Here is a 22,112-nt window from a genome sequence, read left to right on the forward strand (position 1 = left end):
ATGTCAAGACAGTAGACTCTGTGTCATGACGCCACAGGATGACGAGGTCGACCGGCTGGTCGCGGCATGGCGGATCGAGCGGCCCGATCTCGACGTCGAGCCCCTCCAGGTCCTCTCCAGGGTGTCACGGCTGGCCAAACATCTCGACCGCGCCAGGCGGGCGGCGTTCGCCGAACATGATCTGGAGCCTTGGGAGTTCGACGTGCTCACCGCGTTGCGGCGGGCCGGCAAGCCGTACGAGCTGAGCCCCGGGGCGCTGCTGCGGGCCACTCTGGTGACGTCGGGGACGATGACCAACCGCATCGACCGGCTCGCGCAGGCGGGGCTGGTGCGGCGGCGGCCCGACCCGGAGGACCGGCGCGGCGTGCTGGTGTCGCTGACGGAGACGGGGCTCGCGCAGGTGGACGCCGCCTTCGCGGGGCTGCTGCGCCGCGAACGCGACCTGCTCTCCGGCCTCCCACCCGCCGACCAACGCTCCCTCGCCGCCCTCCTCCGCCTCCTCCTCGCCCCCTTCGACTCCCCCAAGTAGCCCGTTCCTACGCAACCCTCTGCGCGTGGTGTGTGGCGATCCTCTGTGCGCAGCTCGCCGCGCAGCTCGCCGCGTGGCCCGCTGTGCGCGGCTCTGCGCGCGGCCCTGTGCGTGGTTCTCTGCGCGTGGTTCTCTGCGCGTGGTTCTCTGCGCGGTTTTCTTTGCGGGGTTTTTCTTTACGCGGTGTCGTGGTTGCCCGGACTCGCCGACGTCGGCGGGCGTCCGTCGAGCGCCGGTCGTGAAGGCTCACAGGGTTGCTCGCCGTTACGAGCGCCCTGTGAGCCGTCTTCTCGGTTTCCCTGGGCCGCCGGATCAGTCGCCGAGGCGGTCGGCCAGCTCAAGCCATTCCGCCTCGACGGTGTCCTTCTGGGTGAGGACGTCACGTAGCTGCCCGTCGAGGGAGCCCAGCTTGGCGTAGTCGCTGGCGGCCTCGGCCATGGCGGCGTGGAGGCGGGCCTCCTGGTCGCCGAGCTTGTCGAGCTGGCGTTCGAGGCGGTTGAGTTCCTTACGGAGCTCGCGTTCCTCCTTGGCCGACAGGCCGCTCTCGGACGGCGCCGCGGCGGGGGTCGGAGCTCCCGCCGCCGGGACGGAGGCGCCGCCGAGGCGGGCGGTCACGGCCGTGCCGGCGCTGCGGCGTTCGAGGTATTCGTCGACCCCGCCGGGCAACATCACGAGCTTGCCGTCACCCAGCAGCGCCACGCACCGGTCGGTCACCCGCTCCAGGAAGTAGCGGTCGTGGCTCACCAGGATCAGTGTGCCCGGCCAGCCGTCCAGCAGGTCTTCGAGCTCGTTGAGCGTCTCGATGTCGAGGTCGTTGGTGGGCTCGTCGAGGAGCAGCACGTTGGGGTCGTCCATCAGCAGGCGCAGCAGCTGCAGCCGCCGCCGCTCGCCGCCGGACAGGTCGCCGATGACCTTCCACTGCGCGTCGCCCTTGAAGCCCAGCCGCTCCAGCAACTGGGACGCCGTCCACTCCCGCTTGCCGAGCTGGAGGTACTTGCGGATCTCCTCCACCGACTCCAGCACCCGCCGGGACGGGTCGAGCTCGGTCAGCTCCTGCGACAGATGCGCGAGACGTACGGTCTTGCCCCTGACCACCCGGCCCGAATCGGGCTGGACGTTGTCGCCGAGCAGCCGCAGCACCGACGACTTGCCCGAGCCGTTGACGCCGATCAGGCCGACGCGGTCGCCCGGCCCGAACTGCCACGTGCAGTGGTCGAGCACCAGCGGCCCGTCGCCGGGGCCGCCGGCGTGCAGGGTCACGTCTTCGAGGTCGTAGACCGTCTTGCCGAGCCTGGCCGCGGCGAACCGCATCAGCTCGACGCTCTCCCGCGCCGGAGGCTCGTTCGCGATCAGGGCCTGCGCGGCCTCGATCCGGAACTTCGGCTTGGACGTGCGGGCGGGCGGACCGCGGCGCAGCCAGGCGATCTCCTTGCGCATGAGGTTCTGGCGGCGTTCCTCCGCGGCCTGGGCGATACGCGCGCGCTCGGCCTTGGCCAGCACGTAGGCGGCATATCCGCCCTCGTAACGCTCGACCTTCCCGTCGACGACCTCCCACGTACGGGTGGAGACGGCGTCGAGGAACCAGCGGTCGTGGGTCACGACCAGCAGGGCGCTCTTCCGGGCGGCCAGGTGGGCGGCGAGCCAGGCGATGGCCTCGATGTCGAGGTGGTTGGTGGGCTCGTCGAGCATGACCAGGTCGTGGTCGTCGATGAGCAGGCGGGCCAGCGCGGTGCGCCGGCGCTCGCCGCCGGAGAGGGCGGCGGCCTTGGCGCTGAGGTCGAGGTCACCGATCAGGTTGGCCAGGATCTCGCGAACCTGCTGGTCACCGGCCCATTCGTGCTCTGCCCTGTTTCCGAGGACGAGCTCGCTCACCGTGGCCTCTGGGTCGAGGGTGTCCTGCTGGGACAGGAAACCGACCCGCAGGCCGCGCGTGTGGGTGACCCGGCCGCTGTCCGGGCGCACGTCCCCGGCGATGACGGACATCAGGGTCGTCTTACCGCCCCCGTTGCGGCCGACGACGCCGATGCGCTCCCCCGCCTCGATGCCCAGGGAGACGTCGCTGAGGAGCGGTTTGGGCCCGTAGGCGTGGGTGACCGACTCAAGGTTGACCAGATTCATGACGTGTCCAGAGTATCGGTCTCCCCAACCGATTCCCGACGTCGGCGACCTCCTTGAGCGTCCGTAGGTGGACCGTCACCGACCGGGAGGCCCATGCACGTACCCCGAGGTCATCCCGACGCTGGCCCCTCGCTGATCCGTCCCCGGCGCCGACTTGTCCCCGGCTTCGGGGCCCGGAGCCAATCGGTTCAGGGTTGCGGAGCCGGTCAGAGCGGCGCCGGTCGGTGCAGGGCCCGCAGGCGGTCAGAGCAGGGTGGCGCCGGTGACGGGGCCGTGGGCGGCGACCGTGGTGGTGGCGGCACCTGTGGCGGTGAGGCTGTCGGCCAGGTCGCGCGCGTGCGTGGCGTCGATGGCCAGGAAGGCGCAGGTGGGGCCGGAGCCGGAGACGATCGCGCCCAGCGCTCCGTGCTGGCGGCCGGAGTCGAGGGTGGCGGCGAGTTCGGGACGCAGGGCCAGGGCGGCGGCCTGGAGGTCGTTGCTCAGGTGGGCGCCCAGCGCGTACGCGTCGCCGGTGCCCAGGGCTTCGATGAGCGGGGCGCTGAGCTCGGGCCAGGACACGCGGGCGCCCGAGACCTCGCGCTGGCGGTCGCACTCCGCGTAGACCTTGGCGGTCGACAGGCCGCCGTCGGCCAGCGCGAACACCCAGTGGAACGTGCCGCCCGTGGGCAGCTCGCTGAGCTGCTCGCCCCGGCCGGTGCCGACCGCCGTGCCGCCGAGCAGCGAGAACGGGACGTCGCTGCCGAGGTCTCCGGCGATCTCCATGAGGTCCTCGAAGGGCAGGCCGAGCCCCCAGAGCTCGTTGCACGCCACAAGGGCGCCCGCCGCGTCGGCGCTGCCGCCCGCCATGCCGCCCGCGACCGGGATGGCCTTCTGGATGATCAGGTCGGCGCCGTACGAGCGGCCCGCGTGCTTGGCCAGGGCGCGGGCGGCGCGGATGGCGAGGTTGTCGTCGTCGAGCGGCACCTGGTCGGACCACCGGCCGTTGACCGTGACGGTGATCGACTCGGCCTCCTTCGCGACCACCTCATCGAAGATCGACACTGCGTGGAAGACATTGACCAGGTCGTGGTAGCCATCTTCCCGGAGCGGGCCGACTGAAAGCTGCACGTTGACCTTCGCGGGCACACGTACGGTCACCGAACTCATCGATCTTCTGCCACTTTCATCGCTTGCCGGGGTCAAGGACACTCGATGTTATCGGGGTGGGGTGCGCTGACATGCGGTTCTTGGAATTAGACCTGTGAGATGGACGACTCCGTGCCACGCAGGGTGAGGTTCGTCATCCTTTCCGCCGGTCGGCTCGACGAACTCGGCCATCGTTGCCGGGAAGGAGAGCGGGGTGAGACTCGACCCGGCGGTGGCTAGGGGGTCCGGGCTCGTGGCGAACTGGGGTCGACTGCCGCCCACGTAGGGGTGGCGGACACCCACTCGGCGTTGCAGCAGAAGCCCACCATGCCCGCGTGGACGCCACAGCTGCATGGGCATGACCTCCCGGACGCCACGGCAGTACGGGCACGCCCTCATAGGTGCCGCAGCCGCCACGGGCATGCCCTTCCCGGATGCCGTGGCCGTATGGGCGTGTCGGGGCGGTCGCTCCGGGGTTCGGTTCGGAGGTCGTTCGGGGTTTATGTAAGGGGATTTGTGGTGGTCGGCTGGGATCGGTCCTTGGGATGCTGGGGGCACGATGGCTGACTGGACGTGGAGGTGCTCGTGTCCGAGGTGACCGTGGTTGAGGTGCCGCAGTGGCGGGGGTCGGGGGCTCGTACGGCTGAGCGGCTGCGTGAAGGCGCTCGGCTGGTCTCGGAGATGGTGGACGCGGATCGCCGGATTCGGGTCGAGGTCGATGACGATGATCTGGTGGTCACCGCGTCCAGGGTGCGGGAGGCGGTTTCCGAGGCTGGCTGGGACGGGCTTCTGGTCACCGCCGGCGGGGACTGCGGTGTCGAGCTGGAGCCGGTTTCGGCGGCGCGGCGATGGTTCGGGGACGGGCTGGTCGTCGTCTGGTTCGATGCGCACGGGGATCTGAACACGCCGGACTCGTCGCCGTCGGGGGCCTTTCACGGCATGGTCCTGCGGGCGTTGACCGGCGAAGGGCCTGAAGGGCTGGTGGCCGCCGGGGAGCCGGTCGGGGCTGGGCAGATCGTGCTGGCGGGGGTGCGTGACCTGGATCCGGCTGAGGTGGCGTTCGTCGAGGCTCAGGGGGTACGGCGGGTGCGGGCGGCGGATGCCGAGGCCCTGGTCGAGGCGGTGGGAGCTGCTGCTGCGGCGGGGGGCGGTGAGCGGGCTGCTGTTTACGTGCATGTGGACTTCGATGTGCTTGATCCTCAGCTCTTCGGGAGTGTGGGGAGTCCAACGCCTGACGGGTTTCGGCCTGATGAGCTTCTGGCGATGGTCAGTGCGGTTGCGGGGCGGTTCGAGGTGGTGGGGCTGGGGCTCATGGAGTATGAGCCGACGGGGGCTGAGGATCAGGCCTTGCTCGCGTCGTTGGTGAAGGAGCTGGTGGCGGTCTGCGCCGGGCGGTAGGCAGAGGCCCGGGCCCAGGCCCCGGCCCAGCCCATTGCGGGTCTGACAGCCCAGGCCAGGGGCAGAGCCCGGAGCCCGGGACAGCGGCAGGGGAAGGGGCAGGGCCGGGGTGGGGTGGGGTGGGGTGGGCCCCGCGGCCCGGCCTGGGGGTGTCGCCGTGGTTGGGGTGGTCTGGGCCTTGGGGGCGCCTTGTCAGGCGGGGCGGATGGTTCCTCGGTAGGCGGTGCGGTAGTAGGGGGAGTTCAGGAACTTGGTTCTTCGGACTACGTCGCCTGTTCGGGGGGCGTGGATCATGATGCCGTCACCCAGGTAGAGGGCTACGTGGGTCGGGTCGCCGGTGCCGCCAAAGAACAGGAGGTCGCCTCTGCGTCGGGCGCTGAGGGGGACTCTGCGGCCCTGGCGGAACTGGGTGCCGGTGTAGTGGGCGAGGCGCACCCCGGCTCTGGACCAGGCGTAGAGGGTGAGGCCGCTGCAGTCGAAGCCTGTGGTGTTCGCGCCGGTGCCCACTCCGATGGTGGGGCCTTTTGAGGAGCCGCCGCCCCAGGAGAACGAGACGCCCAGTTGGGCCAGGGCTGCCTCGGCTGCGATGTCGCCCTTGTGTCTTTGGTGACTTCGGGGCTTTCGGGGCTTCCTGGGCTTCGGTTTCTTGGGGTGGTGGGGGGCTGGGCACGGGGTGGTCGCGGTTGCTCCGGTGCCGGTCACGGGGATGGTGATGGTGGCTCGGATGCATTGCGGGGGTGTGGCGCGGGCCGGGGCGGGGTGGGTGGCGGTTGCGGCGGCGGTCAGGAGGCCGCTGGTGAGGATGATCGACAGCGGCTGGGCCAGGTGGCGGGTGGTCATGGGTGGTCTCCTTCGTCGTGGTGCGGGACGAGGAGGCCAGGATCACGCGGGCCGGCGGGGGCCGTGGGGGCCGAACGGGGTTCTGTGGATGGGCCCGGTGAGGCCCGCCGGGGATTGTGGATGAGCCGCGGGAGCGTCGGCGAAGGTTGTGGGGGCCCGGGGAGCTTCGGCGGAAGGTGGCGGTGAGGGTGCTCGGGGCACGCTCGGGCGGTGCTCGGGGGGTGCTCCGGGGGTGCTCCGGAGGTGCTCCGGAGGTGCTCCGGAGGTGCTCCGGGGTGGGTCAGGGTTTTTGTTCGGCTATGCGGGCGAAGGCTTCTATCGGGAGTTGTTCGCCTCTTGCGGAGGGGTCCACGTCGGCGGCTCGTAGTGCCGTCTCCGCCTGGGACGGGCTTCCCGCCCACGACGCCAGCGCCGCCCTCAGGGTCTTGCGGCGTTGGGCGAAGGCGGCGTCCACCACGGCGAACACCTCTTCCCTGGTCGCCGTGGTGGTGGGCGGTTCGCGACGGGTCAGGGAGACCAGACCGGAGTCGACGTTGGGTACGGGCCAGAAGACCGTACGGCCCACGGGCCCCGCCCGGCGTACGTCGGCGTACCAGGCGGCCTTGACGGACGGAACGCCGTACACCTTGGAGCCGGGACCGGCGGCGAGGCGGTCGGCCACCTCCAGCTGCACCATGATCAGGCCCTTGCGCAGCGAGGGCAGCTTCTCCAGGAGGTGGAGCACCACGGGGACGGCCACGTTGTACGGGAGGTTGGCGACCAGGGCGGTGGGGGTGTGGCCGGCGAGGTCGTCGAGGCCGATCTTCATGGCGTCTGCGTTGACGACCGTGAGCTTGTCGGACGGGCCGCGCTCGGCGACGGTGACGGGCAGTTGGGTGGCCAGGACCGGGTCGATCTCGACGGCCACCACGTGCGCGGCCTCGGGCAGGAGCGCCAGGGTGAGCGAGCCGAGGCCGGGCCCGACCTCGATGACCACGTCGTCGGCCGACAGGTCGGCCACGCGGACGATGCGCCGGACGGTCCCCGCGTCGATCACGAAGTTCTGGCCTAGCTTTTTGGTGGGGCGAAGATCTAGCTTGTTCGCCAAAATACGTATTTCTGCAGGGCCCAACAGCCTCATCATCCAACCAGTCTCCCGCATCGAAGAACCTGCGATGGCGGATGGGGGAGACCTAAGGAGAGGATGGCGTGGAACAGGAAGGGACGTCCCTGATGGAGCCAACGGGCGCCGCGCCGCTCCGCCCGACCGATCTGCGGGAGATCGGGCCGTACCGGCTGCTCGGACGGCTCGGCGAAGGCGGCATGGGGACCGTCTTCCTCGCCAGGGCCCCGACGGGGCGGTTCGTCGCGGTCAAGGTGGTGAAGGCGGAGTTCGCCAATCAGGAGGGGTTCGCCGCCCGCTTCCACGCCGAGGTGGACAACGCGCGCCGGGTGGCGTCGTTCTGCACGGCTCAGGTGCTCGACAACGGCAATACCGGGGACGGGCGTCCGTACATGGTGACCGAGTACATCGCGGGCACCCCTCTCTCGGAGCAGATCACCACTTTCGGGGCGTTGGACCCGGGGCCGCTGCACGGCGTGGCGCTGGGGGTCGCCGCGGCGCTGGCGGCGATCCACGTGGCCGGGCTGGTGCACCGGGACCTGAAGCCCGCCAACGTCATCCTGTCGCTGTCCGGGCCCCGGGTGATCGACTTCGGGATCGCGAGGGCCCTGGACAGGGAGACCGGGTTCACGCTCTCCGGCGAACTGCTGGGCAGCCCGGGGTGGTGGGCCCCCGAGCAGGTACGCGGCGAGGCGGTGAGCCCGGCGGCCGACATCTTCGCCTGGGGCTGCCTGGTGGCCTATTCGGGCAACGGCCGCCATCCGTTCGGCCGGGGCGACCCGATCACGATGGCGACCCGCGTCCTGAACACGCCGCCCGAGCTCGGCGCGCTCCCCGCGCCGCTCAACGAGCTGGTACGCCGGGCCACCGCCATGGACCCCGCCCACCGGCCCACGGCGCAGGAGCTCCTGATCGCGCTGGTCGGCGGCAGCACCCCGGCGATCGCCGACGATCCGCCCACCCTGGTCGCCACCGAGATGCTGACCGAGTGGCAGCCCCCGCAGAACGTCGTGAACGAACCGGACATCACGGCCACGTTCACCACACCGCCCCCTAGCGACACGACGGGCACCGCCGGAGGCCCCAACCCCGTACGGCCCGGGGTCCCGAGCGCCTTCGGGGCCGCCGCGGCGCCGAACGCCCAGAGCGCCCAAGGCGCCCAGGCGGCTCAGGAGGGGCCGGGGGCGCGGCAGGCGTCCCTGGACGATTTGGCGCGACGCGAGGAGCAGGCCGCCCGCGAGGAACTGGCCCGCTGGGAGGCGCAGGCGCAGGCCCGCCGCCGCGAACAGGACCGCCAGCTGGAACAGGCCCGCCTGCTGGCCCGCAAGTCCAAACCCCCTGAAGAGCAAGCGGAGAAGCAACCGGAGAAGCCCCGGACCGGCGCGGGCACGGACCCCGGCGTCCTGACCTACATCCCCGACGAACCCGACACCCTGGGCGGCACGCGGACGAAGGGCACCCGCTGGCTGATCGCCGCCGGAGCCGCCGTACTGGCCATCGTGGTCACGGTCGCGGTGCTGATCGTGAACTCCGGCCGCAACTCCTCCGGCGTCGCCGTAACCAACAGTCCCTCCCGGTCGGTGACCGGCTCGCGGCCCGGCGACCTGGGCCGCAGGTTCGCCCTCGGCGGCGCGTTCGACGACCCGGTCGCGATCGTGCCGGAGGCGCCGCAGTGCGGGCTCAAGGAGTTCGGGGGCAAGGCGGCCACGAAGGGACAACTCTGCGTGGTCCACTGGACGATGATCAATCCGGGCGGTGAGCGCCGCCAGCTCGTCCAGCCCGTCGTCACCATGGTCGACGACAAGGGCGCCGAGCACGACCCGGTCCCGGTCACGCTGCCGCCGGTCATCCTGCCGGGCGGGCGCGTGGACAGCGCCTTCGTGTTCGACCTGGCGCCCTATCGCGTGCCCGTGAAGATGACCGCGACCATGCTGGAGAACGGCCGACAGATCGAGGTCGCACTGTGAACCCCATCAGATCGGCCCTCGCCGGGGCGATGGTCGTCGCGCTCGCGGGCGGCGGCGTCGCGTTATCGCCGCCCGCCGCCACGGCGGCGGCCTGCGCCGGGGCTGCCGACTTCGACGGTGACGGCGCGGACGACGTGGCCGTGGGCGACCCGTTCGGGGACGGTCAGAAGGGGGCGGTCCACCTGCTGTCGGGCGACAAGGTGATCCCCGTCGCCGTGCCGGGGCCGGTGAAGGGCGACGGTCTGGGCTGGTCCGTACGGCTGGCCGACGTCAACGCCGACTCCTGCGCGGACCTCCTGGTCGGCGCCCCCTTCGCGGACGTGGACGGCGAGCAGGACGCGGGCAGCGTCTACGTCGTCTACGGCGGCGACGCCGGCCCCCCGCAACGCCTCACCGCTCCGCGACCGCAACGGTTCGCGCACTTCGGCTGGTCGCTGGCGGCCAGGGGCAACCTGGTGGCGATCGGCGCGCCGTACGAGGACGACGGCCAGATCCAGGACGCCGGCGCGGTCTACGTACGCCAGGGCACGAACGCGTTGCGCCGGATCAGCCAGGAGACCGTGGACGTGCGTGGCAACAGCGAGGTCGGCGACCAGTTCGGCTGGTCGCTGGCGATCGGGCCGAAGAACGGGCTGGTCGTGGGCGTCCCGTACGAGAACGACGACGGCGCGGGACGGCAGGTCCAGGCCGGCAAGATCGACTCGGGGTCGGTGGTCTTCATCGACGACGTGCTGGCCGCGCGGATCACGAGCCTGAAGCTCGACTCCCCCACCAAGTCCTCCGGCGACCGGTACGGCTACGCGGTCGCCTACGCCGAGGGCCACGGGTACGCGATCAGCGCGCCCGGCCCCGGTTACGTGCAGTTCCTCGATCCCGCCAGGAAGCAGACGAGGACGGTGAAGCAGGGCGGCAAGCAGGCGTTCGGCTTCTCGATGGCCGCCTCCGCCGACGGCAGGCTGGCCGTGGGCGCGCCCTATGGCGGCGGCGTGCAGGTGTTGTCGTGGCAGAACCCGGCCGACGACCGGAAGCTCCCGACAACCGAGGGGCTGTTCGGCTGGTCGGTGGCCTTCAGCGGGAACAAGCTCTTCGTGGGCCAGCCGGACGCGCCGCCGTACGGCAAGGTGTCGGTGGCGCCGCGGAACACCGACGGCCTGCGGCCGGTGCAGCCGCCCAAGGGCGCCGACTTCGGGGCATCACTGGCCGGCTGAGAGGTCACGGCCCGGCTGAACAGGTCACGGCCCGGCGGACAGGCCTCAGCCCAGTGGGAAGCGGCGTCGCCGTCAGTCGAACAGGTGGTCGCCGCAGTTCGGCCACTGGGACTGCCACCGGCCGCCGACCCGCTGGTAGAGGAGCTGCGCCCGGTACGTCTGCTCCTCCTCCGGCCAGGAGCTGGGCAGCCCGGCGCCGCCGACCGCCTGCCACACGGGCAGGCTGAACTGGTACATCCCGTAGTAGGGGCCGTGGGGGTTGTACGCCACGGGGTCGCCCCGCGACTGGCAGTCGGCCAGCGCCTGCCAGTCGAGCCTGGTCACCTCCCACGGGATCTGTACGGTTCGCGGCGGCATGACCGTGATGACCGTCCCGTCCTCGGGGAAACTGCCGAGCGGCGGGCGCACCACCGAGCCGCGCCGGAGGACGACACGCTCCTGCCTGAGCACCTGCCGGACGGTACGCGCCGAGGTGCGCGAGGCGAGCCGGCCGGCGCCCGCGATCACGTAGACCCTGCGCTCGGTGTACGCCGTGAGCGACATTCCCGACAGTGGCACCGGGCGGCCCGGCGGCGCGGACAGGCTGCCGGCCGCCGCGTCGACGTCGAGCTCGGCCAGGGCGTCCCGGACGTTCGTGGCGGTGACCAGGTGCGTGGTGGTGCGGCCGTCGAGGGTCAGGGTGATCGGGCGGGCGTGGCGTACCTCGATGGTGGAGCCGTCGATGAGGCCGTCGTCGAGGCCGGGACGTACGACGTCGCCGTGGCCCACGGACACGCCGGCGTCGCCGAGCGCGCCGGCCACCCGGCCGGCGAAGCTGCGGATCGCCACCGGCGTGCCGTCCACGACCACGACGACGTCCTTGACCAGGTACGAGGCCGTGACCAGCAGGCCGGCGGCCAGCGTACCGACGACGCACACGACCGGCGTCCACGGGGAACGCCAGGGGATGCGCGGACGCGGCGCACGCCTCCTGCCTCGCACGAACCACCTCCGGAAACGCCCAGGGACCGCCCGAACGCTAGCGGCGGCGGCGCGCCCGCCTCCACCGCTTCACGGAAAGATGGTCACCACTCGCCGAAGACCGTGACTCCGTTCGTGCTGATCGCCTCGCACAACTCGTCCGGATGGACACCCTTGACCTCGGCCAGGCAGCGCAGGGTGAGCGGGATGAGGTAAGGGGCGTTGGGCTTGCCCCGGTACGGGACCGGCGGCAGGTAGGGGGCGTCGGTCTCGACGAGCATGAGCTCCATGGGGGCGACGGCGGCGGCCTCGCGCAGGTAACCGGCGTTCTTGTAGGTAACGGGCCCGGAGAACGACATGAAATATCCAGCTTCAGCGCACTTTTTCGCCATTTCGGCGTCGCCCGAGTAGCTGTGGAACACCACCCTGTCCGGCGCGCCCTGCTCGGCCAGCACCTTCAGGACGTCGTCGTGCGCGTCGCGGTCGTGGATGACCAGCGCTTTGCCGGTGCGCTTGGCGATCTCGATGTGGGCGCGGAAGCTCGCGTGCTGGTCGTCCTTGCCCGCCCAGTCGCGGAAGTAGTCGAGGCCGGTCTCCCCCACCGCGCGCACGTCCGGCCGCCCGGCCAGGGCCTCGATCTCGGCCAGGACCTCGGGGGTCGCCTCGTGGGCCTCGTTGGGGTGGATGGCGACCCCGGCGTACACGCCTTCCTGCTCGGCCGCGATCTCGGCGTTCCAGCGGGAGGAGGGCAGGTCGTACCCGATGGTGACCAGTCTCGTCACGCCGACCTCGCGGGCGTCCCGCAGGATGGTCCGTACGGTGGCCGACGCCGCCTGCGCGGCCTGCGCCACCGGGTCCCCCGAGGACGCCTGCCGGTTGCCGACCATGATGTCGAGGTGGCAGTGGCTGTCGAACACCGGTGCGGAAAGCGGCTCGGGCGCGGCGGGAATCTTGCTCACGCATCTAAAGTAGCCTCCATGCGCTTCGGCATTCTCGGCAGCACCCGGGCATGGGACGCGAACGGCGTCGACGTACCCCTGGGTGGTCCGGCCAGGCGCGCGCTGCTGGCGCTGCTGCTCGTACGGCCCGGCGAGATCGTCAGCCAGGACCGCCTCGTCGACCTCCTGTACGCCGACCGGCCGCCGAAGAACGCCCAGCACGCCCTGCACTCCCAGGTCTCCCGGCTCCGGGGGGACGGGATCCCGGTCGAGCTGACCGCCGCCGGATACCGGTTGCCGGTGGACCCCGAGGACATCGACGCCGGCCGGTTCCTGCGCCTGGCCGACGCCGCCCGCGCCGCCCTCCTCCCCGCCCCGCCCGCGAACCCCGGAGGCGACCCGGCGCGGGCCGCCCGGTTGTCGCGGGAGGCGCTGGCGCTGTGGAGGGGGCCCGCGTTCGCCGACCTCGATCCCGTACACGGGGCGCCGCTGGAGGAGCGCCGGCTGGCCGCGCTGGAGGACCGCGTCGAGGCCGACCTGCGGTGCGGCGGGCATCGGAGCGTCATCCCGGAGCTGGGCGAGCTGATCCGGCGCCACCCCCTGCGCGAACGGCTGCGCGGCCAGCTCATGCGGGCGTTGCGCGCCGACGGCAGGCAGGCCGAGGCGCTGATGTTCTACGAGGAGACACGGCGGCTGCTGGCCGAGGAGCTGGGCGCCGACCCCTCCCCGGAGCTGGCCGCCCTGCACCAGAGCCTGCTGCGCGGCGACCCGCCCCCGGAGCCGGCCGTCACGCAGGCGCCCCGGACGGCGGGGCCGGGGATGCCGCTGCCCGCGAGGCTCACGAGTTTCGTCGGCCGCGACGGCGACCTGGCCGAGGTCGGATCGTTGCTGGCCGCCGCCCGCCTGGTGACGCTGCTCGGCCCCGGCGGCGCGGGCAAGAGCCGGCTCGCCGTCGAGATCGCCAGGGACCACCCTGACGCCGTCCTGGTCGAACTGGCCCCTCTCGGTCCGGGCGCCGACCTCGCGCGCGCGGTGCTGGCCGCGCTGGGCGTACGCGACGGCGCGCTGCTGGGCGCCACGGGGCTGGGCGCGTCCAGTGAGCCGGACCCGTGGGCCCGGCTGGTCGCGGTCCTGTCCGACCGTCCGACCCTGCTGGTGCTGGACAACTGCGAGCACGTCGTCGGCGAGGCCGCGGCCCTGGCCGAACGGCTGCTGTCCGCGTGTCCCGGGCTCCGCGTCCTGGCCACCAGCCGCGAGCCGCTCGCGATCACCCCCGAACACCTGTGGCCGGTACGCCCCCTCGCCCCCTCCGACGCCCTCGAACTCTTCACCGACCGAGCCAAGGCGGTACGCCCCGGTTTCACCCCGAGCGAGCCCGTCGAACGCATCTGCGCCGCGCTCGACGGCCTCCCGCTGGCCATCGAGCTGGCCGCCGCCCGCATGCGTACGCACGAGGCCGGCGAACTGGCCGAACGCCTCGCCGGTCAGGGCCGGTTCAGCCTGCGCGGCAGCCGTACTGCCGATGCCCGGCACCAGACGTTGCGCGCGGTCGTCGCCTGGAGCTGGGAGCTGCTCACCGAGCCCGAGCAGGCCATGGCCATGCGCCTGACCGTCTTCTCCGGCGGCGCCACGGCGACCGCCGCCGCGGCCGTCTGCGGCCTGCCCGAGCACCTGCTCGACTCGCTGGCCGACAAGTCACTCCTGGAGGTGGCCGGCGGCCGCTACCGCATGCTGGAGACGATCCGGGCGTTCTGCGCCGACCGGCTCGGCGAGGAGGCCACGCGTTTCCGGCGGGCGCACGCGGCGTACTTCCTGGCCCTGGCTGAGGAGTCCGACCCGCGGCTGCGGGGCGCCGAGCAGTTGCCGTGGCTGGCCCGGTTCGCGGCCGACCACGACAACTTCCAGGCGGCGCTGCGCTGGGCGGTCGAGCACGGCGAGGCGGCGCTCGGGATGAGGCTGCTGGCCGCGCAGACGTTCTCGTTGTGGATGCGCGGGATGCGTACGGTGACCGCCCAGGCGGCGGCCGCCCTGCTGGAGGCGGCCGGTCCGCGGCCCGATCCCGCGCTCGGGGACGCGTACCTGCTGACCCTGCTCACGGCGGCGAGCGGCCGCCCCGAGCTGTGGGAACGCCACAGGGGCGAGGCCGAGACCATGATCGCGGCGGACGGACTGCGGAACCCGATCGTCACGTGCCTGTGGCCGATGGTCACCTCCGGCTCGATCGCCCCCGGCCCCACGATCGCGCTGATCAGGCGCGGCGGGCGCAGCTCCGACGGGTGGGAACGCGCCGCCACCCGGCTCATCTGGGCCTACCCGCGGATGGCCGCGGGCGAGTTCGCCGCCGCCGAGGCGGACCTGTCGGCCGCGCTCCAGGACTTCCGCGGGCTCGGCGAGCGCTGGGGCTCGGCGATGACGCTCGACGCGCTGGCCTGGCTGGCCAGCACGTGCGGCGACGAGGCCACCGCGCTGGCCCGCACCGAGGAGGCCATCACGCTGGCCGAGCAGCTCGGCGCGGAGGAGGAGCTCGCCGATCACTACTGCAACCGGGGCGACTACCGCATCCGGCACGACCTGGCCGGCGCGCGGGCCGACTACGAGCGCGCGGCCGTGCTGGCGGCGCGCACGGGAGGCGCGATCCTGCCCGCGGCGCTGCGCGGCCTGGGCGACGTGGCGTTGCGCGAGGGCGACCTGGCGCGGGCCAGGGACCTGTACGAGGACGCGCTGCGACGATCCGACCCGGTCTGGGTGAAGACGTCCGGGAACATGGCCAGGCTGCTCGTCGGGCTCGGCCGGCTGGCCGCGGCCGAGGGCGACCCCGCCGGTGCGCGGGCCTCCTACCTGCGGGCGGTCGAGAGCGCGGTCACGTCGGGCGCGTTGTCGGAGAGCGCCCGGGCGATCGAGGCGCTGGCGGCGCTGGCCTGCGACGACGACCCGGCGGCGGCGGCCACGCTGCTCGGGGCCGCCGTCGCGATACGCGGCATCGAGCCGCCGGACGACGAGGACGTCGCCGGGTTGTCGCGGCGGCTGCGGGAGGCGCTGGGCGAGCAGGCGTTCACGCGGGCGCGGCGCGCGGGCGCGCGGCTCCCCCACCGCGAGGCCCTGCTGCTGGCCGGGGTGGCGGAGGAGGTCATCGACAACTCCCCCCTGCACTCGATCGACGACTTCCCCGACGCCGGCGACGGCCCGGAGAACGCGCCGGTGAGCCCTCCGGTGAGTACGGCGTGAGAGCGCGGTGAGCGGGGCCCGGCAGGCTCTCGGGCATGGACATCCTGATCTCCGGCGCGAGCGTCGCCGGGCCCGCCCTCGCCCTCTACCTCAACCGTTCCGGCCACCGTGTCACCGTCGTCGAACGCGCCCCCGCCCTGCGTGAGGGCGGCTACTCCGTCGACTTCCGCGGCGAGGCCCACATGGCCGTGCTGCGCGCCCTGGGCATCCTCGCCGACGTCGAGCACCACCAGACGCACATGGGCGACATGTCGTACGTCAACGAGTCCGGCAAGAAAATGGCCTCCGTGCCCGGTGACCTGTTCGCCGGCGACGTCGAGATCCTCCGCGGCGACCTGGCCCGCATCCTCTACGACGCCACCAAGGACCGCACCGAGTACGTCTTCGGTGACTCCATCACCTCCCTGGCCCAGGACGCGGACGGGGTGACGGTGACGTTCGAGCGGGGCGCGAGCCGCAGGTTCGACCTCGTGGTGGGCGCGGACGGCCTGCACTCCAACGTGCGCTCGCTGGCCTTCGACGCGCCGGAGTCGGCCGTCACCAGCTATCTCGGGCTCTACTGCGCGGTCTTCACGCTCGACAACTACCTCGGCCTCGACCACACCGGACAGCTCTACAGCACGCCCGGCAAAACGGTCGGCATCTACAGCGCCAGGAACAACACCGAGGCCAAGGCCATGTTCTACTTCGGCTCCCCGCCGCTGGACCACGACCGCCGGGACGTGACCCGGCAGAAGGAACTGCTGGCCGAGGCGTACCGGGGGGTCGGCTGGGAGACGCCCACGCTGCTGCGGAAGATGTGGCAGGCCGACGACTTCTACTTCGACTCGACCAGCCAGGTGCACCTGGACTCGTGGTCGCGCGGCCGGGTCGTGCTGATCGGCGACGCCGCCTGCTGCCCGTCGCCGCTGTCGGGCATGGGCACCGGGCTCGCGCTCGTCGGCGCGCACGTGCTGGCGGGCGAGCTGGCGGCGGCGAACGGCGACCACCGGACCGCCTTCGCCCGCTACGAGCAGGAGGTACGCGCCTACGCCACCGGCTGCCAGAAGTCGGCCGTGGGCGTCAGCAAGTTCATGGTGCCGGAGAACCGGCTGATGGCGTGGTTCATGAACCAGAACTACAAGATCATGCCGTATCTGCCGTGGAAGGGCGTGATAGCGAAGTCGGTCAGGAAGACCGCCTCCGCCATCACGCTCAAGGACTACGGGCTCAGTCGGCCAGCCGGGACAGCTCCTCGTCCACGACCTTCTGGTCGAGCTTCTTGAACAGCGGCACGGGCGGCGCGAGCGGGGTGCCCGGCTTGATCGGCCGGTGCTCCCAGCGCGCCGCGCCGTCGTACTCGCCGGTGATGACCGGGTACGGGGTGCCGCCGTCCTCGTCGACCTCGCGGATCTCCGGCATGCCCGCCCAGACGCCCTCGCCGCCGAGCATCGAGAAGACCTTGTTGGACGAGCCGGGCAGGAACGGCGTGAGCATCGTCTTGGCGTCGTCGACGACCTGGAGGGCGACGTGGAGGATCGACTTCTGCCGCTCGGCGTCGTCCTTGAGCTTCCACGGCTCCTGCTCGGCCAGGTACTTGTTGGCCTCGCGCACGACGTCGAACGCCTCGGTGATCGCGTTCTTGAACCGCGACCTGTTCAGCTCCGCGCCCACCGGCGCGAACGCGTTGCGCGAGCGCTCCAGCATGGCCCGGTCGGCGTCGGTGAGGTCGCCGGCCTCGGGCACCACCCCGAAGTTCTTGGACGCCATGGAGATCGACCGGTTGACCAGGTTGCCCCAGGCGGCGACCAGCTCGCCGTTGTTGCGGTTGACGAACTCCTGCCAGGTGAAGTCGGTGTCCTGGTTCTCGGGGCCGGCCACGGCGATGTAGTAGCGCAGGGCGTCGGCGTCGTAACGCGCCAGGAAGTCGCGCACGTAAATTACTACTTGCCTGGAGGAGGAGAACTTCTTGCCCTCCATCGTCAGGAACTCGCTGGAGACCACCTCGGACGGCACGTCGAGCGCGCCGAGCGAGCCGGGCGAGCCGTCGCGCGCGCCGATGCCGCTGTAGCCGAACAACATCGCCGGCCAGATCTCGGCGTGGAAGACGATGTTGTCCTTGCCCATGAAGTAGTAGCCGCGGGCGTCGGGGTTCTGCCACCACTGACGCCAGGCGTCGGGGTCGCCGGAGCGCCTGGCCCACTCGATGGAGGCCGACAGGTAGCCGATGACCGCGTCGAACCACACGTAGAGACGCTTGTTGGACTGGTCGCGCCACCCCTCCAGCGGGATCGGCACACCCCAGTCGAGGTCGCGGCTGATCGCGCGCGGCTGGAGGTCGCCGAGCAGGTTGAGCGCGAACTTCAGCACGTTGGGCCGCCACTCGCCCTGCTTGGACTGCAGGTAGGTGCCGAGCACCTCGGCGAAGGCGGGCAGGTCGAGCATGAAGTGCTCGGTCTCGACGAAGACGGGGGTCTCGCCGTTGATGCGGCTCTTGGGGTTGATGAGCTGGATCGGGTCGAGCTGGTTGCCGCAGTTGTCGCACTGGTCGCCGCGCGCGCCGTCGTAGCCGCAGATGGGGCAGGTGCCCTCGATGTAGCGGTCAGGCAGGGTACGGCCGGTCGAGGGCGAGATCGCGCCCATCGTGGTCTTGGGGAAGATGTAGCCGTTGTTGTAGAGACCCTTGAAGATCTCCTGCGTGACGGCGTAGTGGTTCTTGGTCGTGGTGCGGGTGAACAGGTCGTAGGAGAGGCCGAGACCGGTCAGGTCCTCGGCGATCACCCGGTTGTACCTGTCGGCGAGCTCGCGGGCGCTCACGCCCTCCTTGTCGGCCTGCACCTGGATGGGGGTGCCGTGCTCGTCGGTGCCGGAGACCATCAGCACCTTGTTGCCCGCCATCCGCTGATAGCGGCTGAAGACGTCGGACGGCACGCCGAAACCCGAGACGTGCCCGATGTGGCGGGGGCCGTTTGCGTAAGGCCACGCGACGGCGGTCAAGATGTGCTGGGACATGGACTAAGCCTACGGGGCCCGGCCCCGCTCCTCGTCCAAACCCCCAACCCCCGCGCGGAAAGACGGAAGCCGGCGTCGGTACGTGACCGGCGCCGGCTCCGCGAGGACGCGGGGACCCCTAGCGCTTGGAGTCCTCCAGGGAGACCGCCTCCGCGGCCTCCTCGGCCGCCTTGGCGGCCACGTCGATCGAGCTCTCCTTGGTACGGCGGATGCCGAGGATGCTGATGAACAGCGAGGCGAAGATCGTCTGGAAGCTCATGACGAGCGCCGTCGCCGCCGGGACCACCATGCGCAGCGACTCGCGCGGGTCGAGCGCGCCGAAGCTGCGCACCTGCCAGTGGACCAGCGACATCACCAGGCCGACCAGACCGGCCAGGGCCAGCAGGCCGCCGACCACGAGCCCCTTCTCCAGCGTCACGATGTCGATGATCTTACGGATCCGCGGCGACTCCGGCAGGAAGCCCTCCTCGGCCGCGTAGACCTTCGTGAACAGCGCGAACAGCGCCGCCTGGAAGCCGATCACGACCAGCGCCGACGACCCGACCAGGGTGTCGACGTCGAAGGCCAGCTCGCCGATCTCGACCGGCCCGAACGTCAGCGCCGTGCCCGCGACCAGGCCGAGGGCCATCAGGAACACGCCGGGGTAGAAGAACAGCCACTTGGGGCTGTAGAGCAGCAGGAATCGCAGGTGACGCCAGCCGTCGCGCCAGGAGCGCAGGTGGGGCGGGCGGGAACGGCCGTCGGGCGAGAGCGTGGTGGGCACCTCGCGCACGTCGAGGCCGGACAGCGTGGAGCGGACGACCATCTCGGAGGCGAACTCCATGCCACCGGTCTGGAGCTGGAGGCGCAGGATCGAGTCGCGCCGGAAACCGCGCAGGCCGCAGTGGAAGTCGCCGATGGCCGACGGGAAGAACAGCCGGCCGATGAACGACAACACCGGGTTGCCCAGGTAGCGGTGAAGCGGGGGCATGGCCCCGGGGGCGATGCCGCCCTTGAAACGATTGCCCATCACGAGGTCGGCGCCGTCGCGGAGCTGTTCGACGAACGGCAGCAACGAGGTGAAGTCGTAGGAGTCGTCGGCGTCGCCCATGATGACGTACTTGCCACGGGCGGCGCGGATGCCGCCCATCAGGGCGTTGCCGTAGCCCTTCTCGTCGACGTGGACGACACGGGCGCCGGCATCACGAGCGAGTTGCTGCGAGCCGTCCGTGCTGCCGTTGTCGGCGATCAGGACCTCCCCTTCGATTCCGTGCTCCTCCATGCACGCCAGCGCCTTGCGCACACAGACTTCCACGGTCTCCGCCTCGTTGAGGCAGGGCATGACCACCGTCAGTTCCACGTCTCAACCCTTCAGTGTTAAGGCTCTTCCAGTGAACCATCATGCCCTGTGCCCGGCGTGCTCGGGTCAAGACCTAAAAACGACTGGCATTCTTTACAGCATGGTGAGCGTCGCGGAGATTACCCCTGTGGACCACTCCGCTACTGGCCGGGCAGCTCGCGTGCTGTCCCTCGTGCGCCGTCATCGCGTGTTCGCCGTGGCCTTCGGCGCCGGCGCCGTGCTGCGGCTGATCACCATGCTCGGTTACGGCCCGGCGATGTGGTTCAACGACTCCTACGAGTACGTCAACGTGGCGCTGCACCCGAGGCCCCACCCGATCAGGCCCGACGGCTACAGCTTCTGGCTGATGTTGCTCAAGCCGTTCCACAGCTTCACGCTGGCCATGTTCACCCAGCACCTGATGGGCCTGGCCGCGGCGGCGCTCATCTACGCCCTGCTGCGCTGCAAGTTCGCGTTGCCCAAGTGGGGGGCCACGCTGGCGGCGGCGCCGGTGTTGTTCGACGCCTACCAGATCCAGCTTGAGCAGATGGTCATGTCCGACACCCTGTTCACGCTGCTGGTCGTGGGCGTGGTGACGCTGGTGTTGTGGAAGCGGCGGCTGTCGTGGCGGGCCGGGATCGTGGTCGGGCTGCTGCTCGCGATGACCTGGCTGACCCGGTCGATCGGCATGCCGATCCTCGGGCTCGTGGTGCTCTACCTGATCGTCCGGCGTACGGGATGGCGGCCGATCGTGGCCGTGATCGCGGCGTGCGCGCTTCCCGTCCTGACGTACATGGGCTGGTTCTCCACAAATTACGGCAAATTTGCCATGACCAACAGCGACGGGCTCATCCTCTACATGCGTACCGCGATCTTCGCCGACTGCGGCAAGATGAAGATCGACAAGTACAAGGAGGTCCAGCTCCTCCTGCTGTGCATCAACGACCCGGTCAACCAGCGCAAGGACTACGCCCAGTGGTACCTGTGGGGCCAGGGCAACGGCGACGGCACCGGCACCGGCGAGGTGCTCCACCGGTGGGGCATCAACAAGAAGTTCAGCGAGATCACCAACGAGGCGGCCAGCGCGTTCGCCACGCGGGCGATCCTGTCCCAGCCGGGCGACTATCTGAAGGTGGTCGCGCGCGACTTCTTCCGTTCCTTCCACTGGGGACGGCCGCGCTTCCCGGACGAGTCGACGTACAACATGTACCAGTTCAGGCCCTATTACGACGTTGACGACACCGGTCAGCCGAAGCGGTTGCCGAGGTGGTCGTCGTACGCGGGCGGGCGCACCGACACCGACGCGTTCAGCTACGAGCAGGGGCCGCCCGAGACGCGGATCGTCCACCCGTGGGCGGACATCATGAGCGGCTACCAGAAGGTCTTCTACCTGCGCGGGATCATGCTCGGCGGCATCATGCTGATCGGCCTGTACGGCATCGCCGTCCGCTGGCGCAGGTTCGGCGGCCCGGTGGCGCTGCCCTGGCTGGGCGCGTTCGGGCTGCTGCTGGCCCCGGCGGCGACGGCCGAGTTCGACTACCGCTACGTGCTGCCGGCCGTGCCGCTGGCCTGCATCGCGGCGGCCATCACGCTGCGCAGGGGCGTCACTTGGGGGCGGCGGTCACCCAAGAGCGCATCAGCATCCGAGCCCACCACTGTGCCTGCGTGATCGTCTCGCCGCTGAGCACCGGCTGCAACCACCAGAAATTGATCAGCACGATCATCGCGAACGCGCCCACGAACGCCGCCCCGACGGCCCTGCGCGTGGGCGGCGCGTCCGCCGGCCCGAGCACGAGCCCGGCGGTCAGCGTGATCGCCAGCACCATGAACGGCACGATCGGGACCATGTAGAACAGGTACATCGTGCGGTCGTCGGCCAGGGCGTAGTAGAACCAGGGCAACCACCCCATCCCGTACGCCAGCAGCACCGCACCGGCCCGCCAGTCACGTTTCCTGGCGTACAGGACGACGGTCGCGAGCAGGGCGAACAGGCCGCCGTACCAGAGCGCGGGGGTGCCGACGCCGAGCACCGCCTCCGAGCACGCCCCGGCCCCGCACGACGAGGGCGGCAGGTTCGAGGGGTTGTAGAACAACACCGGGCGGATCAGCAGCGGCCACGTCCAGGGGTCGGACATGTACGCGTGATAGTCGTGCAGCCCGTTGTGGAAGGAGAAGACCTGCCATTGGTAGTGGATCCAGGAGCGCATGGAGTCGAACAGGAAGAACAGGGGGCCTGAGGAGGTGGCTTGGTCCCAGTTGCGGCCGTAGCCGTTGGCGGAGGCGAACCAGCCGGTCCAGGTGGCCATGTAGGCCAGGAAGGGGACGATGGTGAAGGAGAGGAAGGCGTGGGGGGCGTCTTTGTTCCAGGCGCCGGTGTAGGGGCGTTTGAGGCC

At 71.0% G+C, this 22,112-nt stretch carries 15 protein-coding genes and 1 pseudogene; 7 read left to right on the forward strand and 9 right to left on the reverse strand.

Features of this window, described 5'->3' with window-relative positions:
• The first annotated feature begins 25 nt into the window (after positions 1 to 25).
• Positions 26 to 529, forward strand: a complete 504-nt coding sequence (locus IEZ27_RS36655; RefSeq protein ID WP_189651443.1) for a MarR family winged helix-turn-helix transcriptional regulator — start codon at positions 26 to 28, stop codon at positions 527 to 529.
• 312 nt (positions 530 to 841) lie between these two features.
• Here the strand turns inward: IEZ27_RS36655 and IEZ27_RS36660 are convergent, their stop codons facing one another.
• Positions 842 to 2,647, reverse strand: a complete 1,806-nt coding sequence (locus IEZ27_RS36660) for an ABC-F family ATP-binding cassette domain-containing protein (RefSeq protein WP_189651444.1) — start codon at positions 2,645 to 2,647, stop codon at positions 842 to 844.
• Positions 2,648 to 2,890: 243 nt separating this feature from the next.
• Positions 2,891 to 3,793 carry a 4-(cytidine 5'-diphospho)-2-C-methyl-D-erythritol kinase gene (locus tag IEZ27_RS36665; protein WP_189651445.1) on the reverse strand — a complete coding sequence of 301 codons (903 nt, stop codon included), beginning with the start codon at positions 3,791 to 3,793 and terminating at the stop codon, positions 2,891 to 2,893.
• 564 nt (positions 3,794 to 4,357) lie between these two features.
• On the opposite strand from IEZ27_RS36665, the gene IEZ27_RS36670 reads away from it, so the two are divergent.
• Complete coding sequence (locus IEZ27_RS36670; protein ID WP_229824677.1) at positions 4,358 to 5,170, forward strand: arginase family protein; 813 nt, start codon at positions 4,358 to 4,360, stop codon at positions 5,168 to 5,170.
• Between the two features lie 192 nt (positions 5,171 to 5,362).
• Here the strand turns inward: IEZ27_RS36670 and IEZ27_RS36675 are convergent, their stop codons facing one another.
• On the reverse strand, positions 5,363 to 6,010 hold the full coding sequence (locus IEZ27_RS36675; protein ID WP_189651446.1) for an NlpC/P60 family protein: 648 nt from the start codon (positions 6,008 to 6,010) through the stop codon (positions 5,363 to 5,365).
• Positions 6,011 to 6,290: 280 nt separating this feature from the next.
• On the reverse strand, positions 6,291 to 7,151 hold the full coding sequence (gene rsmA / locus IEZ27_RS36680) for a 16S rRNA (adenine(1518)-N(6)/adenine(1519)-N(6))-dimethyltransferase RsmA (protein WP_189651447.1): 861 nt from the start codon (positions 7,149 to 7,151) through the stop codon (positions 6,291 to 6,293).
• Positions 7,152 to 7,198: 47 nt separating this feature from the next.
• Here rsmA and IEZ27_RS54355 point away from each other — a divergent pair, with 47 nt between their 5' ends.
• The gene (locus tag IEZ27_RS54355; RefSeq protein WP_308427331.1) at positions 7,199 to 9,079 is read left to right on the forward strand and encodes a protein kinase domain-containing protein; all 1,881 of its coding nucleotides are present in this window, start codon (positions 7,199 to 7,201) and stop codon (positions 9,077 to 9,079) included.
• Entirely contained in the window at positions 9,076 to 10,287 is a 1,212-nt protein-coding gene (locus IEZ27_RS36690; protein WP_189651448.1) for an FG-GAP-like repeat-containing protein, read from the forward strand. The genes IEZ27_RS54355 and IEZ27_RS36690 overlap by 4 nt, the downstream gene beginning before the upstream one ends.
• A gap of 72 nt (positions 10,288 to 10,359) precedes the next feature.
• Here the strand turns inward: IEZ27_RS36690 and IEZ27_RS36695 are convergent, their stop codons facing one another.
• The gene (locus IEZ27_RS36695) at positions 10,360 to 11,268 is read right to left on the reverse strand and encodes a resuscitation-promoting factor (protein WP_194521988.1); all 909 of its coding nucleotides are present in this window, start codon (positions 11,266 to 11,268) and stop codon (positions 10,360 to 10,362) included.
• Between the two features lie 83 nt (positions 11,269 to 11,351).
• Complete coding sequence (locus IEZ27_RS36700; protein ID WP_189651450.1) at positions 11,352 to 12,206, reverse strand: TatD family hydrolase; 855 nt, start codon at positions 12,204 to 12,206, stop codon at positions 11,352 to 11,354.
• A gap of 18 nt (positions 12,207 to 12,224) precedes the next feature.
• Here IEZ27_RS36700 and IEZ27_RS36705 point away from each other — a divergent pair, with 18 nt between their 5' ends.
• Together IEZ27_RS36705 and IEZ27_RS36710 are read left to right on the forward strand one after the other, a co-directional pair.
• A complete protein-coding gene (locus tag IEZ27_RS36705; RefSeq protein WP_189651451.1) occupies positions 12,225 to 15,410 on the forward strand; it encodes an ATP-binding protein in 3,186 nt (1,061 codons plus the stop codon).
• Between the two features lie 35 nt (positions 15,411 to 15,445).
• Positions 15,446 to 16,675, forward strand: coding sequence for an FAD-dependent monooxygenase (locus IEZ27_RS36710; protein ID WP_125636605.1), 1,230 nt, complete (start codon positions 15,446 to 15,448; stop codon positions 16,673 to 16,675).
• On the opposite strand, the gene metG is transcribed toward IEZ27_RS36710, so the two are convergent.
• Entirely contained in the window at positions 16,620 to 18,401 is a 1,782-nt protein-coding gene (metG, locus tag IEZ27_RS36715) for a methionine--tRNA ligase (RefSeq protein WP_189651452.1), read from the reverse strand. The two genes, IEZ27_RS36710 and metG, sit on opposite strands and share 56 nt — an antisense overlap.
• A gap of 118 nt (positions 18,402 to 18,519) precedes the next feature.
• Complete coding sequence (locus IEZ27_RS36720) at positions 18,520 to 19,740, reverse strand: glycosyltransferase (RefSeq protein ID WP_189651453.1); 1,221 nt, start codon at positions 19,738 to 19,740, stop codon at positions 18,520 to 18,522.
• A gap of 172 nt (positions 19,741 to 19,912) precedes the next feature.
• Between IEZ27_RS36720 and IEZ27_RS36725 the strand changes: the two genes are divergently transcribed.
• On the forward strand, positions 19,913 to 21,388 hold the full coding sequence (locus IEZ27_RS36725; RefSeq protein ID WP_229824678.1) for a hypothetical protein: 1,476 nt from the start codon (positions 19,913 to 19,915) through the stop codon (positions 21,386 to 21,388).
• Here IEZ27_RS36725 and IEZ27_RS36730 read toward each other — a convergent pair.
• Positions 21,324 to 22,112: pseudogene (locus tag IEZ27_RS36730) on the reverse strand (phospholipid carrier-dependent glycosyltransferase); the annotation flags it as partial. The gene IEZ27_RS36725 and the pseudogene IEZ27_RS36730 overlap by 65 nt on opposite strands.

Source organism: Nonomuraea spiralis (genome assembly GCF_014648435.1).
GTDB lineage: Bacteria > Actinomycetota > Actinomycetes > Streptosporangiales > Streptosporangiaceae > Nonomuraea > Nonomuraea spiralis.